Origin of the sequence: Alistipes shahii WAL 8301, from assembly GCF_025145845.1 — a bacterium.
In the GTDB taxonomy this organism is placed as follows: domain Bacteria; phylum Bacteroidota; class Bacteroidia; order Bacteroidales; family Rikenellaceae; genus Alistipes; species Alistipes shahii.
The window spans coordinates 534326-548647 of record NZ_CP102253.1 but is presented as its reverse complement, the minus strand read 5'-3'; the positions used below and the strand labels follow the sequence as shown (position 1 = coordinate 548647).

General features: G+C 53.6%; 12 protein-coding genes and 1 riboswitch. Of the genes, 8 read left to right on the top strand and 4 right to left on the bottom strand.

Annotated elements, in window-relative coordinates; genetic code table 11:
- Positions 1-136: 136 nt before the first annotated feature.
- On the top strand, positions 137-1870 hold the full coding sequence (locus NQ492_RS02345; RefSeq protein WP_044054407.1) for a DUF4153 domain-containing protein: 1734 nt from the start codon (positions 137-139) through the stop codon (positions 1868-1870).
- On the top strand, positions 1867-2442 hold the full coding sequence (locus tag NQ492_RS02340) for a M48 family metallopeptidase (RefSeq protein ID WP_015547192.1): 576 nt from the start codon (positions 1867-1869) through the stop codon (positions 2440-2442). The genes NQ492_RS02345 and NQ492_RS02340 overlap by 4 nt, the downstream gene beginning before the upstream one ends.
- 10 nt (positions 2443-2452) lie before the next feature.
- Here the strand turns inward: NQ492_RS02340 and NQ492_RS02335 are convergent, their stop codons facing one another.
- The gene (locus tag NQ492_RS02335; protein WP_015547191.1) at positions 2453-3877 is read right to left on the bottom strand and encodes an MFS transporter; all 1425 of its coding nucleotides are present in this window, start codon (positions 3875-3877) and stop codon (positions 2453-2455) included.
- A gap of 23 nt (positions 3878-3900) precedes the next feature.
- Positions 3901-5469, bottom strand: coding sequence for a glycerol-3-phosphate dehydrogenase/oxidase (locus tag NQ492_RS02330; RefSeq protein WP_015547190.1), 1569 nt, complete (start codon positions 5467-5469; stop codon positions 3901-3903).
- 203 nt (positions 5470-5672) lie between these two features.
- On the opposite strand from NQ492_RS02330, the gene NQ492_RS02325 reads away from it, so the two are divergent.
- On the top strand, positions 5673-6467 hold the full coding sequence (locus tag NQ492_RS02325) for a DeoR/GlpR family DNA-binding transcription regulator (protein WP_044054406.1): 795 nt from the start codon (positions 5673-5675) through the stop codon (positions 6465-6467).
- Positions 6468-6565: 98 nt separating this feature from the next.
- Here the strand turns inward: NQ492_RS02325 and NQ492_RS02320 are convergent, their stop codons facing one another.
- Both NQ492_RS02320 and NQ492_RS02315 read right to left on the bottom strand, forming a co-directional pair.
- Complete coding sequence (locus NQ492_RS02320; RefSeq protein WP_022062311.1) at positions 6566-7201, bottom strand: hypothetical protein; 636 nt, start codon at positions 7199-7201, stop codon at positions 6566-6568.
- A 55-nt stretch (positions 7202-7256) separates the two neighbouring features.
- Entirely contained in the window at positions 7257-8018 is a 762-nt protein-coding gene (locus NQ492_RS02315) for a glycerophosphodiester phosphodiesterase family protein (protein WP_015547188.1), read from the bottom strand.
- 263 nt (positions 8019-8281) lie between these two features.
- Between NQ492_RS02315 and galK the strand changes: the two genes are divergently transcribed.
- The 5 genes from galK to NQ492_RS02295 all read left to right on the top strand — a co-directional run bounded on the left by galK (position 8282) and on the right by NQ492_RS02295 (position 14267).
- On the top strand, positions 8282-9409 hold the full coding sequence (gene galK / locus NQ492_RS02310) for a galactokinase (protein WP_015547187.1): 1128 nt from the start codon (positions 8282-8284) through the stop codon (positions 9407-9409).
- 440 nt (positions 9410-9849) lie between these two features.
- Positions 9850-10917, top strand: coding sequence for a site-specific integrase (locus tag NQ492_RS02305; protein WP_259873651.1), 1068 nt, complete (start codon positions 9850-9852; stop codon positions 10915-10917).
- A 429-nt stretch (positions 10918-11346) separates the two neighbouring features.
- Positions 11347-12240: a phage integrase SAM-like domain-containing protein gene (locus tag NQ492_RS02300; RefSeq protein WP_004289225.1), complete on the top strand. Its 894-nt coding sequence runs from the start codon at positions 11347-11349 to the stop codon at positions 12238-12240.
- A gap of 46 nt (positions 12241-12286) precedes the next feature.
- Positions 12287-12616 (top strand): site-specific integrase, encoded by a 330-nt coding sequence (locus NQ492_RS16185; protein WP_004289226.1) that lies wholly within the window; start codon positions 12287-12289, stop codon positions 12614-12616.
- A 386-nt stretch (positions 12617-13002) separates the two neighbouring features.
- Positions 13003-13194: riboswitch (cobalamin riboswitch) on the top strand.
- Positions 13195-13349: 155 nt separating this feature from the next.
- Complete coding sequence (locus NQ492_RS02295; RefSeq protein WP_007567599.1) at positions 13350-14267, top strand: DUF4465 domain-containing protein; 918 nt, start codon at positions 13350-13352, stop codon at positions 14265-14267.
- Positions 14268-14322 lie beyond the last annotated feature (55 nt).

Here is a 14322-nt window from a genome sequence, read left to right as displayed (position 1 = left end):
TCCCGCCATTGCGGGGAGCGCAGCGACGCGGCAATCCTTGCGGCGTTACGACACTCTCCGCAGATGGCCGCGGCATCTGACGATGCCTCGCCATGACGAACGAATATGCAAAGCCGATAATCAAAATCATAATTCTGTGAAAGCCAAACTCGAATACTGCCTGCGCTGGCTCCGCGAAGGGGCCGTGCGGGTCGTGCGGTCGTACCCGGTCGAAACGCTCCTGGCGCTCTACGCCTGCATCCGGTGCCTGCTCACCTACGAACTCGACTGGAGCGAGGAGGAATTGTTTAATAGACTTGGCCTCGTGCCGCTGTTCTTCGCTCTGGCGCTTGCCGTCAACAACCTGGCGGGGCGCGGACCGTGGCGGAAAGTCTATTGGGTCGTGTGGGCGCCGATCGTGCCGCTGACGCTTTGGAGCGGTCTCGGCGACTGGATCGAAAGCGCGTCTTTCCGCATTTCGCTCGGCATACTGGCGCCGCTGCTGTTGCTGTTGAGCCTGCGGGCCGTGCGCAACGACCGGTTCGTCAACGGCGCGCTCGTCTGGCTGCGCTCGGGTGCGCTGGCCCTGCTGTTCGCCAATGTCGCGCTGGGGCTGTTCTATGCGATACTCTATTCGGCGACCTATATCTTCGGCCTCGACGGAGCGTGGATCGAACACGTCGCGGTGTGGGCCGTGACGATCTGCGAGACGCTGGCCGTGCCGCTGCTGTTCCTGATGATGGCCGACCGCTGGCGGGACGCCGAACTGCGCGGCAGCCGCATCCTCGAAATGCTGCTGAACTACATCGTGACCCCCGCGCTGCTGATCTACGCCGCAATCCTCTACCTCTACATGGCCAAAATCCTCGTCACGTGGACGCTGCCCGAGGGCGGCGTGGCCTATCTGGTCTTCGGGTTCACGATGACGGCGCTGGCCGTGAAGGCGCTGGGGCGGCTGCTTGAAAAACGGATTTACGACTGGTTTTTCGACCGTTTCAGCCTTGTGTCGCTGCCCGTGCTGACGCTGTTCTGGATCGGCGTGGTACGCCGCACGAACGAATACGGCCTGACCGAACCGCGCGTCTACCTCGTGGTGTGCGGCGGTCTGATGACCCTCTGCGTGCTGTTGTTCCTTTCGCAGCGTACGGGCCGTTACCTGTGGGTGTGTCTTGCGGCATGGGTGAGCTTCGCCGCGCTGGCTTACGTTCCCTTCCTCGAGCCGGAGCGTATCGCCGTGCAGTCGCAGACGCAGCGCGCGGAGCGGGTGGCGGAGCGGCTCGGACGCCTCGGCGGGGACGGACGGCTGCTGCTGACGCCGATGCCGCTGGCCGATACCGTTTATAAGAAGGAGTACCGGAAACTCTACGAGTCGCTCGACTATATCCGCCGCGACAGCGCGGCTTTCGCCCGTTTCGGCGTGAAGGACCTCGACGATCTGGCCGCGATTTTCCCCGAAGCGATGCGCGATTACGTGAGGTGGGGCTATGATTGGAGCTGTGTCGATACATGTGTCGATACCAATATTATTGAACTGGAGGCGCCCGTTAATGTCCGGTTCGAGGTAAATGCGGAATATCCGCATTATTATACGAATCTCCGGAACTGGTACAACGATCATAGTTATGATGTCAGCAACGATACGCTTCGTCTGTTTTTGGGGGAGGAGTGTGCCGTGTACCGGATTTCCTGTCGGGATTTGCTGGAACGCCAGCTGGAAAGGAGTGGATTCGATCCGGCCGAAGCGTGCGAGCCTGCGCCGGAGCAGTTGCTGCGGCTGTTGGATTACCGCGATGACCGTTGCCGGATTCTGTTCGAAAATATTAAGTTGGAACGTACGGATTCTGCCGTTGTAATACAGGGAATGGCGATCAATGCTGTGCTGATGCGATGACCTCCCTCTATGTGCATCCCCGGCTGGGCGAGGTGACCCTCTCGCAGACCGTGCGCGCCCGCCGCATTTCGATTTCGGTGCGCGCCACGGGCGCCGTGCGGCTTTCGTTCCCCTGCGGGGTGCCGCAAAAACGGGCTTTGGATTTTCTGGAGCAAAAAGCGGAATGGATCGGGGCGGCGCGCGAACGGCTCGCCCGCAAGCGGGCATCCCTACCTTCGCAGTTGCCGCCCGAGGAGCGGAAAGCCCGTATCGAGGAGCTGCGCCGTGCGGCGAAAGCCGACCTGCCGGGCCGCATCGGGCGGCTGTCGGAGGCGACGGGCCTGAAGTACGAAAAACTTTCGATCCGCGCCTCGCGCACGAAGTGGGGGAGTTGCTCGGGGAGCAACCACATCTCGTTGAGCCTCTTTCTGATGACTCTTCCGGAGCACCTGCGCGACTATGTGATCGTCCACGAACTCTGCCACACGGTTCACCACGACCATTCGCCCCGTTTCCATGCCTTGGTCGACCGTCTGGTCGGAGGGCGTGAAAAAGCCCTTAACCGGGAGTTAAGGGCTTTCACGATTCGTTAGCGGGAATTTTCTATCGGGAGAGAGCCTGTTTCTCGCGTTTCCAGGTTGTGGCGCAGAATGCCGTGGCAAGCAGGCTGGCGACAATGAACATCCAGAAGGTGGCGTTCCATCCCAGCGAGTTGTCGTTGGCGACCGAACCCATGACGATTTTCGCCAGCACGGCGTCGCCGAACAGGTAGCCGAACAACCCGACGAATCCTGCGGCCGTTCCGGCTGCATTCTTCGGCACGAGGTTCAGCGCCTGAATGCCGATCAGCGCCACGGGACCGTAGATGCAGAACCCGATTTCGCAGAGCGCCGTGTAGACGACCGTGCGGCCGATGGCGGCAGGGTCGCCGCCGAAGATTTCAGCCAGCGACTGGGCAATGGGAGCGGCTTTCCAATAGACCAGAATGCCGATCAGCACCAACACCATGTAGATCACGTTGGCCGGGGCGCAGCGTCCCTTGAAGAATTTGGCCGAGATCCATCCGCAGATGATCGTTCCGGGGACGCCCGCGTAGTTGTGCAGCGAGAAGGCCAGGTTGCTCTGCGAGGCATCCATGATATTCATCTCCTGCAGGTAGACCGGCGCCCAGTCGCTAATGCCGTAACGCACCAGATAGACGAAAGCGTTGGCCAGGGCGATGAGCCAGAGAATCTTGTTCTTGAAAATGTAGTCGACGAAGAGTTTTTTGAAGGGGATTTTCTGTTCTTCTCCCTTGGCGGCCTTTACCGCCGAGTAATCGTTGCGGTATTCGTCGATGGGAGGCAGCCCGCAGGCCTGGGGCGTGTCGCGCAGCGCCCACCAACAGAAAACGGCCAGAAGAAGCGCCACGCAACTCGGGAAGATGAAGGCTGCACGCCACGTGTCGCCCCATCCCAGCATGGCGAAGATGGCGATTCCGGCGGTTACGAGCAGTCCCAGCGAGCCACTGCCGATCGTGTGCGACGTATTCCATACCGACATTTTGAAACTGCGTTCGTTCTGGGAGAACCAGTGGGCCATGATACGCCCGCAGGGAGGCCATCCCATGCCCGAAAGCCAGCCCACCAGCAGCATCAGACCGAAGATAATGCCTACGTTGATGCCGGGATTTGTGTGGCTGTAAGGGATCAGTCCCGTGCAAATCATCAGCAACGATGAGAGAATAAGTCCTACGACAAGGAACTTGCGTGCGTCGGAACGGTCGGAAAGGCTGCCCATGATGAACTTGCTGAAGGCATAGGCGATCGAGATCGCCGAACCCGCGAGTCCTACGCTGGCCTTGTCGAGGAGTCCCGACTCGATCATGCCTGGCGCTGCGAGCGAAAGATTCTTGCGCACCAGATAGTAGGCTGCGTATCCCAGAAACGCACCCAAAAATACGCGCAGACGCATCTGCGCGTATTTGGCCGGGATTTTGTCCTGGGAGAGCCTCGGTTTGGGAGCCGGAGGATTAAAAAAATTGAACATTTTAAGCTTGGGTTAAAGTCCGTTTAAGCTTCAAAGATATAATTTTTCGCCATCTTCGTGAAACTTTCGACCTGCGCATCGATCCATGCCTGGTCGCGGCCCAGTTCGCGGGCCATCGTTTCGGCGACCTTCGGGGCGGCGGCCATCGCCTCGCGGGCGTCGACGAACAGCAGCCGCACGCGGCGCGCCAGCACGTCCTCGACCGTGAGGGCCATCTCCTCGCGCACGGCCCAAACCACCTCGGCAAGCGTGTAGCCGAACTTCGGAGAGAGCTTTTCGCCCAGCGCCGGGTTTTCCTTGATCAGATTCAGGATCTTCGGCTCGTCCGAACCGTAAACGTACATATGGTCGGCGAGGTTGGGATTCTTGCGGTAGCCGTGGATGTGGAATTTCTTGGTCACGCACTTGCGCCGGGGAAGTCCCGCTACTTCGATGGCCTTGTCCACCGTGTCCTCGGCCATCAGGCGGTAGGAGGTCCACTTGCCGCCGGTGATCGTCACCAGACCGTTGTCCGAGGTGATGACCTTGTGGCTGCGCGAAATCTCCTTCGTGTTCTTGCCCTCCTTCTTGGGCGCCGCCAGCGGACGCTGACCCGCGAATACCGAGAGGATGTCCTTGTAGGTGGGCGCCGGGTTCATGTAGAGTCCCGCGGTGCCGAGGATGAAGTCGATCTCCTCCTTCAGCGGACGCGGCTCCTCCTCCGGGGTGGGGCGCACGATGTCGGTCGTTCCGACCACGACCTTGTCGTGCCAGGGCACGGCGAACAGCACGCGGCCGTCCGAGGTCTTGGGAACCATGATCGCATAGTCGCTCTGCAGGAATTTCATGTCCAGCACGAGGTGCACGCCCTGGCTCGGGGTGACCATCTTGCGGTGTTCGGGGCTGTCCATGTGCATGATGTCGTCGACGAAGCAGCCGGCGGCGTTCACGACGCTGCGCGCCTTGATCGAATACTCCTCGCCGGTGGTGTTGTCGACGAACTTCACGCCGGCGACCTTGCCCGCCTCATTGTGCAGGATGCCCGTCACGGTGGCCTCGTTGACGACCGTGCCGCCGTTCTCGACGCAGGTCTGGGCGAGGTTGATGGCCATGCGCGAGTCGTCGAACTGTCCGTCGTGGTAGACCACGCCGCCCTTCAGCCCCTTTTCGACCGAGGTGGGGATGTATTTCATCACTTTCTTGGCGGAGATGTACTTCGAACGTCCGTAGCCGAAGCCGAACGAGAGCAGATCGTAGAAGGTCAGGCCGCAGAAGTAAAGGAAATTGTCCCAGTAGCGGTAGTTCGAAATGACGAACGCCTGGTCCTTCACCAGATGCGGGGCGTTGGCCTTCATGCGGCCGCGCTCGCGCAACGCTTCAAGCACCAGCATCACGTCGCCCTTTTGCAGGTAGCGCACGCCGCCGTGCACGAGTTTGGTCGAACGGCTCGACGTACATTTCGCAAAGTCGGTCTTCTCCAGGCAGGCTACGCTCATGCCGCGCGTGGCTGCATCCACCGCGACGCCGAGTCCGGTCGCACCGCCGCCTACGACTACCATGTCCCAGATTTTGCCCTTGTCGGACAACTTTTTGATTTGTGATGCTCTTTCCATAAATATCGGTTTGATGATTGATTTCGTTTCGGAACAAAAGTACAAATCATTTCGGCGATTTCAAAATAAAAAACCTTTTAATTTGAAATATTCTGATCGGGCATGCAATTTCTTGCGGGAGGGAAAATAATCGCGGCGGAATGTTCGTGTTTCGAATATTTTTCGTATATTAGTCTCTCAAAACTTTAAAATTTTAATTGCGCATGAACAAACCAGGTGAAGAACCACTTTTGAGCCTTCCGGAACGGCACAGCCGTATTTTGTCGCTGTTGCAGCAGAACGGCTCGATTTCGGTGACACAGCTCTCCGAACTTTTCAAGGTTTCGGAAGTGACCATCCGCAAGGACCTGTCCTACCTCGAACAGCAGAAGAAGCTCTACCGCACCCATGGCAGCGCCATCCTCATAAGTCCCTATATCAGCGACCGTCATGTCAACGAAAAGGAGAAGAAGAACGTGGCCGAGAAGCGGGCCATCGGCGCGGCCGCTGCGGAGCTGATTTCGCAGGACGATTCGATCATCATCGCTTCGGGAACGACGATGGCTTTCCTGGCCCGGGAGATCAAGCCCGTCGGCCACCTGACGGTCATCACGGCTGCGGTTCCCGTGACCCAGATCCTCTCGCAGCACGCCGATGTGGATGTCCTCCAGCTGGGCGGCATCACCCGCAGCAGTTCGGTGTCGGTCGTGGGGCCCTTTGCCGAGGCGATGCTCCGCAATTTCAATTGCAGCAAACTGTTCGTAGGCGTGGACGGTATCGACACGGAGTTCGGACTGACGACGACCAACGTGCTCGAAGCCTCGCTGAACGATGCGATGATCAATGCCGCGCAGAAGGTCGTGGTGCTGGCCGACTCGTCGAAATTCGGCCGCCGCGGGTTCAGCAAGATCTGCGATCTGGAGGCTGTCGACCGAATCATCACCGACAGCGGTGTGCAGCCCCTCTATCTGGAGCGTCTGCGTGAACGCGGCATCGAGGTGACGGTGGTGGATGTCTGATATGCCATTCTTCCCCGAACGTGGAATCATAAAAAAGCGGCCGTGAACATCACGGCCGCTTTCAGGTTAAGCGAAAAATAGAGGTTCGGCACGGTTTATCATTTCGGTTCCGGTTTACGGTAAAAGTCACCTGCATGTTGGAAGTCGAATCCTATCATTTTTTCATTATACGTGTCTTTCATTTTGGAAATCGTGATCTCTATTTTGATATTTGTCCAATGTGCCGGATTAGCTACCGTAGGCTTTTTATCATAAAATTGGTAATAATCCGCATTCGGAGTTTCGATGACGTATGCAGGTGCGCCGCAATATTTCTCGATCGCCTGGACGACCTCTTCCCGCGTGGCCGTCTTACTCTTTAAACCGAAAACGGCAAAGTCCGAGATATTGTGCCAATTATCGGAACGCGGTCCGATGCTGATGCTGTTTACAAGGCAGTCGGCTTCATCGAGTTCCTGCGCCGTGGGGTTGAATAGCGTAGCCTCGATTCTCTCTCCCTTCCCGTTGGTTAAAGTTACGGCCCAAAATTCGTTTTCGCCGGTAGGAGGAATTTTGGTGTTGACTGAGCCGCTTTTATAATTCGAGGTCTGCATCAGGTCGATAAGTTTGCAGGGAAATTCGATTTTGCAACCGTTGAGAACAAATCCCGACTCCCAGAACGCCTCCGGGATGTTTACAATGTCTGTTTGTGCAATGACCGCATCTCCTGGCCCGAGGCTCAGCAATCCCAGCATCAGTAGCGCTTTTTTATACATATCTTTAGCGGCTGTCTGACGAATCGGCCGGTCGTTATTTCAGCAGGGCTTGCAGCCGCTCGGGGTAGTCGGTGGTGATGTAGTCCACGCCCAGCCCGATGAAATACTTCATGTCCTCCTCCGAATCCACGGTCCAGACGTTGACTTCGAGACCCAGATCGTGCGCCTGCTTCACCCATTCGGGGTTTTTGCGGAGCACCTTCATCGAGTAGTCGATGCCGGCCAGCCCCAGTTTCTTGATGCTCTTGGGAGCCAGGTCGCCGTTGAGGTAGTAGATTTTGGTGTCGGGAATGAGCTTCTTGAATGCCATGCAGGCGTTGATCGAGAAGGCGATGATCTCCGTCTGGTCCAGCACGCCGTATTTCTTGAGCTGCTTGACGATCTTTTTGGCGGCGAGGTCTTCGCGGTTGTAATCCGAAAGCGACTTCATTTCGAGAATCAGGCGCGTGTCGGGTTTCGAGGCGACGAGTTTCAGGTAGGCGTCGAACGTGGGGATGTTCTCGCCGTTGGGCAGCACGATGGCCGTGATCTCCTTGGCGGTGGCTTTCTCCATGTTGACGTCCGTGCCTTTGTAAATGCGGTCGTGGTTGACGATCAGTTTGTCGTCGGCGGTGAGCCATACGTCGATTTCCGAGCCGAAGACACCGATGGCGTCGGCTTTCGTGAACGAAGCGATCGAGTTCTGCGCCGATTCGGGGGCTGTCCAGTAACCGCGGTGTGCGATTACCTTGGGTTGGGCTGCGACGGCGCCTCCTGCTAACAGCATGGCGGCGGCCAAAATGAGGTTTTTTGTCATATCGTTTGAAATGTTAGTTGGTGACTTCTGAAACGAAACCATTACAAAGGTAGCAAACATTTCCGGATTTACAAGTCGAAAGGAAGGCAAAACTTTCGTTTGCATAAGGATGTCGCCGCAGCCGTTTTCGGGGATTCCGGGCATGAAATGGTCGATTTTTATTGTTAATTGAAACGAAATTATGCCGGGCGTCACGGATTTTTTTCCTATCTTCGTGCAATCCGAATCCGGATACTCAAACTTAAAACCACAAAATAAGAGCCATGAAAGAAAAAGTCAGCAAGAAATTCAATGAACTTTACGGCGAAGGAGCCATCCTGTTCGCCTCTCCGGGCCGCATCAACCTGATCGGCGAGCATACGGACTACAACGGGGGCTTCGTCTTCCCGGGGGCGGTCGATAAGGGTATTGTCGCGGCGATCCGGCTCAACGGCACGGACAAGGTGCGCGCTTATGCGCTCGACCTGGGCGAAAGCTCGGAGTTCGGTCTGAACGAGGCGGACAAACCGGCCGAGAGCTGGGCGTGCTACATCTTCGGCGTCTGCCGCGAGATTCAGAAGCGCGGCGGCAAGATCGGCGGTTTCGACACGGTGTTTGCCGGAGACGTGCCCCTGGGCGCCGGCATGTCGTCGTCGGCAGCGCTGGAATCAACCTACGCCTTTGCGCTGAACGACCTCTATAACTGCGGTATCGACAAGTTCGAACTGGCGAAGATCGGTCAGTCGACCGAGCACAACTACTGCGGCGTGAACTGCGGCATCATGGACCAGTTCGCCTCGGTGTTCGGCAAGAAGGGCAACCTGATCCGTCTGGACTGCCGTTCGCTGGAATACGCCTACTTCCCGTTCGACCCGAAGGGCTATAAGTTGGTTCTGCTGGATTCGCGCGTGAAGCACGAACTGGTAGGCTCTCCGTACAACGACCGCCGCGCTTCCTGCGAGCGCGTTGCGAAAGTGCTGGGGCAGGAGTTCCTGCGCGGCGCCACGATGGAGCAGCTCGAGGCCGTCAAGGATCGGATTTCGGAGGAGGACTACAAGCGCGCCCGCTATGTGATCGGCGAGGAGAAGCGCGTTCTGGACGTATGCGAAGCGCTCGAAAAGGGCGACTACGAGACGGTCGGCAAGCGCATGTACGAGACCCACTGGGGCATGTCGAAGGACTACGAAGTGTCGTGCGAGGAGCTGGACTTCCTGGCGGAGGTCGCCGAGGAGTGCGGCGTGACGGGTTCGCGCATCATGGGCGGCGGCTTCGGCGGCTGCACGATCAACCTGGTGAAGGACGAACTTTACGACAACTTCATCGCCACGGCCAAGGAGAAGTTCAACGCCAAATACGGCCACGAACCGAAGGTTTACGACGTCGTGATCTCCGACGGTTCGCGCCGGCTGTAATTTTCGATGATTGCGGCGCATCCGCCGCAATCATCCCCCCGAACGGGACGAATGGATGACGTATGCTCCATTCGTCCCGTTTTTACGATGTATGCCTCGCTGATCAAAAACGACGGAACTTTCGGGGGGGGCAATCCGTGGACGGCTTCGGTCGAATTGAAAACAGCGGACCCGCCGGGTTCGGTATTTGTAGGTAAACGAATATGCAGAAAAGAGTAAATATCATGTTTACAGGTATTTAATTCCCTGTTCTGCATCTGTTCCGAGCAATAAAATTGCAGAATCGGGCAGGATTAACGGTGAGTTGTGTTACTTATCCGTTACCTGCCCGAAATGCTTTGATTTACACTAAAGTGCTTGTTTTCAGCTTATTGTGTTGGATTTCCGCATAACAAATAACCTGACTTAACGTTTAACAAATCCACAAAGTTCAGGTTATCATGCAACGCAGCACTTTCAAAGTCTTTTTCTACGTGAAAAGGCAGTCGGAAAAACATGGTCAGGTTCCCGTCATGGGTCGTATCACGATTAATGGTACGATGTCGCAGTTCAGCTGCAAACTCACCGTTCGCTCCACCCTTTGGGATGCCAAGGCGAACAAGGCTTCCGGTAAGAGCCTCGAAGCTCAGCGTCTCAATGAAAAACTGGAAAATATCAAGACCAATATCGGCAAGCAGTACCAGCGGCTCTGCGACCGTGATTCGTATGTTACGGCCGAAAAAGTCCGCAACGCCTTCCTCGGTATGGGCGACGACTGCCGCCTGCTGTTGCAGACCTTCGACGAATACCTTGCAGGGTTCCTCAAACGTGTGGGCAAAGACCGCGCCTATTCGAGCTATGACAATTACCGCAAACGCCGTAACCGGCTTGCCTCTTTCCTCGAATACGAATACCGTGTAAAAGATATTCCTTTCAAAGAGCTGAAGCGGGATTTCATCGAAAAGTTTGTAGTCTACCTCTCCTCGGTACAAGGGATGCGTTCCGGGACGATCCATTCGACTATCAAGAAACTGAAGCTGATGACCTACACGGCGTATAAGAACGGCTGGATTCCCACCGATCCTTTCGCAGGTTTCTACGTCAGGCCGGAGTACTCGGAACGTCGCTACCTCTCGGCTTCGGAATTGCAGGCTGTCATGGATGTCAGGCTCCCCAACTATCGGACAGGCATCAACCGGGATGCCTTCGTCTTCTGCGCCTTCACGGGCCTGAGCCATGCGGACGTAGTGAAACTCACCCACGCGGACATCCATACGGACGATAACGGAGAGCGCTGGATTATCGACAGGCGCCAGAAAACAGGTACGCAGTTCCGGGTCAAACTGCTTCCCGCCGCTGAAATGCTCTACAAGCGTTATAAGGATACATATCGCACAAGCGAGAAGGTTTTTCCGCTTAAAGGCACTTATAAAACACTGAACATGTCGTTACGTCATGTTGCCAGACATGCCGGTCTGTCGTTCAATCCGACGATCCACATGGCGAAACATCATACAATCTCTATCTAATTGAAAATTAAACAGTTATTTCTGTTTAATTAATATCAGGTAACGATTTAGAAACGAGCGAATTACAATATTCTGTTTTCTTTTGCCTCTGTCAAAGAACGATTCTTTCAATGCAAATATACACTTTACTTGTGACAAAAGCAATCTTTTTCTACATTTAATCGACTTACAGTCAGCCTTAAAGAGGGTATCTGGTCTCATTCCATCTTCTTCCTCAAAAATAACATAGCAGTCTAAATTGGTTTATGTATGGGATAGGTCTTGTTCATTCGATCCGGTAGACTACTATACATAAAAGTATAAAGGCGAGATACGACAAGGAGATGCCATGCTTTTGTGTAAGGGGAATCTCTCTTAGCTTATCGCAGACCATGTATAGCTAAGTGTTTTGAGAATAAACAGTCTGTAAAAAACGGAAAGACACCGATTATGGGCCGTATCACCATCAATGGAACCCAAGCCGGTTTCAGTTGTAAGAAAGAAGTGTCCCTCGCTTTGTGGGACGTCAAAACCAACCGGGCCAAAGGCAAGTCCGAGGAGGCCCGTACACTCAATCAGGAGCTTGACAATATCAAGGCGCAAATCACCAGGCACTACCAGTACATCTGCGACCACGACAGTTTTGTTACAGCCAAGAAAGTCTATAACCGCTATGTCGGCTTCTCAGAGGAATGCCACACCCTTATGAACCTTTTCAGGGAACAGCTGGAACCGTATAAAAAGAAAATCGGCATAGAGAAAGCCGAAAGCACCTACTGCGGTCTGGTTGCCGATTACAAGAGTCTCCTGCTTTTCATGAAAAGCAAGAAGAATGCAGAGGATATTGTCATCGAAGAACTTGAGAAATCATTCATCGAGGATTACTACAACTGGATGCTCGGTACATGCGCTTTGGCAAACTCCACTGTCTTCGGGCGTGTCAATACCTTGAAGTGGCTGATGTATATCGCGCAGGAAAAAGGCTGGATACGGGTTCATCCGTTCGCATCATTCGAGTGTATGCCCGAATACAAGAGGCGTTCTTTCCTTTCCGAAGAGGAACTGCAAAGGATAATCCATATAGAACCGAGATACAAACGCCAGCGTGCCATGCGCGACATGTTCCTGTTCATGTGCTTCACCGGTCTTTCCTATGTGGACTTGAAAGCCATAACATACGATAATATCCATACCGACTCCGACGGCGGTACATGGCTGATGGGTAACCGTATAAAAACGGGAGTGGCGTATGTCGTAAAATTATTGCCCATTGCTATCGAACTGATTGAAAAATATAGGGGTACGGATGAAAAGAAAGACTCCCCGAATGTGTCTTTCCGGTAGGTGAATACAATGCCATGCGGCTCAGTCTTGGAATCATAGGCAGGAAATGCAACTCCGGGGCGAGGTCACCCCGCACATCGGACGCCACGCATTTGCCGTTCTGGCCATACTCAAGGGGATGCTGCTGGAAACTCTTCAGAAAGTGTTTGGGCATAAGTCCATCACATACGTCCTGCGCATCCATTCACTTGTCCGGCGCAGGCGGGGCAATCTTTTTCTGGAAGTCGCCCATCTGTACGACCAGCGTGCTGACCAGCTTTCTCAACTCCTAATACGCGCTTGTTTCAATAATTGTCAGTTCCATACTAAAATTCTTTTTAAGATTCTGAATATGCGACAAAGTAACGCACATCCTATATCCTTTCCAAACAGATAATATCAGAGTCTTCCGTTGGCGTGCATTGGCGTATCCAACGTTAAAAGAGAAGGTCCTTCACCTGCATCCATGCGGCAACGGAACTTCCATTCCCTTACTTGTTTTCCATAAATTTATAGGATTAATTTCTGGTGCATGATATTAATAGTCATTATTCTGTCTGCTTTTTTTGCTTGCATAATTGCAGCTAACAGTTATCTATTCCAGAACGCATTGTTATGGAAAATGGCAAGCTGTTTTGTTGGTTTATGGATATTGTGTATGATAATTACCGTCTTCGTTTGTCGTAAACTTGAATGCTCTAATTAAAACGGTACGGTTGTCATGCTTTGTGTGTTTTATTATAAATATTATGAATTATTTGGAATTGATATGTAATATAGATAATTTTGCAGTCGGGAAATGGTTTCGGGAGGTTTACGCCTTCCGAATGAAAAGGGAACCCGGTGAAAATCCGGGACAGTACCCGCTGCTGTGAGTCCACAAAAACGGACATCGAACTTTTGCCACTGGTGTAATACCGGGAAGGCACGATGACCGGGACGAGTCAGAAGACCTGCCATGACCGGAATGAGATTTACACCTGCGGGATATACGGGTCGTAATCAAATAAGGAATAGCTCATCGGCCATTCAATATTTGAAGACAGACATATTCCCGTTCGTGTAAGTCCGCACGAACGGGAATTTTTTGTGTTTGTTAATAATATGTTTTACATTAAAATGAGTGACCTATGAAAAGAAAATTACGCTTTCTGGCAGGTGCCTGTCTATTTACCGCAACCGCCTTGTTCTCTGGCTGTAGTTCGGACGATGACTTTTTGATGGACCCGGTTGATTCCGGAACTTCGCAAACCCGTGCTGTGACAAATCCGGACGGTACTTTAACTATCACTTTCGATGATTTCGATCCCGGCATGTTAGCAGGACCTACCTCGGCCGGAGAAAATCTTTATTCGTACCAAGGGTATCCTCAAGTAACCACCATTTACGACAATACTCCGGAAGAATATCTCTTCCTTTCAATGTTTAATACTGTAGGTGGAAGCACAGAGTATTCCAGCGGCGGCATCGCACTTTCCAACTGGAACATCCGCTCCAATCAGTCGGGAAATACCGGAGACTGGTGGTATTCTTATCTAAACCAATGTTCTGTCTATAACACTGCGGTGGAAGCGGAAGGACAGAATAAGGAAGCCGGGCACAGCGGTTCCAATTTCGGTGTCGTTTACGGATATGTGGATGCTTACAATCAGGCATGGATGGCTAAACCAGAATTTTATTTCAATGTTCCCCGGAAATTGGTCGGCCTGTGGATCTGCAACACCTCATACACTTATGGTGTCATTACTTATGGTAATCAGTTCGGTTCTACGGGGGTAGCGACTCCTCTGAAAGAGATGAAAGGGTATTTCCAAGTGAATCTGGAATGTTATGATGCGAATGGCGGTCTGATCCGCACTTACAAACGTCTTTTAGCCGATTATCGTAACGGCCAACAACAGGTTGATCCTATCACGACATGGGATTATTGGGAAATCAATGCCGAAGGGGTGCAAAGTGTGAAATTCAACTTCGAGGGTTCGGATTCGGGAGCATACGGTTTGAATACTCCGGCTTATATCTGTATTGATGATATCACCATACAATAAAAAGAATACAAGGATATCCCTTCTGTCGGGGGTATCCCTGTTATTTTTCTAAAAT

Bases quoted from the DNA above. Each gene is read 5' to 3' on its own strand.
- NQ492_RS02340 (WP_015547192.1), top strand. From the start codon at position 1,867: ATGACCTCCCTCTATGTGCATCCCCGGCTGGGCGAGGTGACCCTCTCG.
- NQ492_RS02335 (WP_015547191.1), bottom strand. From the start codon at position 3,877: ATGTTCAATTTTTTTAATCCTCCGGCTCCCAAACCGAGGCTCTCCCAG.
- NQ492_RS02330 (WP_015547190.1), bottom strand. From the start codon at position 5,469: ATGGAAAGAGCATCACAAATCAAAAAGTTGTCCGACAAGGGCAAAATC.
- NQ492_RS02325 (WP_044054406.1), top strand. From the start codon at position 5,673: ATGAACAAACCAGGTGAAGAACCACTTTTGAGCCTTCCGGAACGGCAC.
- NQ492_RS02320 (WP_022062311.1), bottom strand. From the start codon at position 7,201: ATGCTGGGATTGCTGAGCCTCGGGCCAGGAGATGCGGTCATTGCACAA.
- NQ492_RS02315 (WP_015547188.1), bottom strand. From the start codon at position 8,018: ATGACAAAAAACCTCATTTTGGCCGCCGCCATGCTGTTAGCAGGAGGC.
- galK (WP_015547187.1), top strand. From the start codon at position 8,282: ATGAAAGAAAAAGTCAGCAAGAAATTCAATGAACTTTACGGCGAAGGA.
- NQ492_RS02305 (WP_259873651.1), top strand. From the start codon at position 9,850: ATGCAACGCAGCACTTTCAAAGTCTTTTTCTACGTGAAAAGGCAGTCG.
- NQ492_RS02300 (WP_004289225.1), top strand. From the start codon at position 11,347: ATGGGCCGTATCACCATCAATGGAACCCAAGCCGGTTTCAGTTGTAAG.
- NQ492_RS16185 (WP_004289226.1), top strand. From the start codon at position 12,287: ATGCAACTCCGGGGCGAGGTCACCCCGCACATCGGACGCCACGCATTT.
- NQ492_RS02295 (WP_007567599.1), top strand. From the start codon at position 13,350: ATGAAAAGAAAATTACGCTTTCTGGCAGGTGCCTGTCTATTTACCGCA.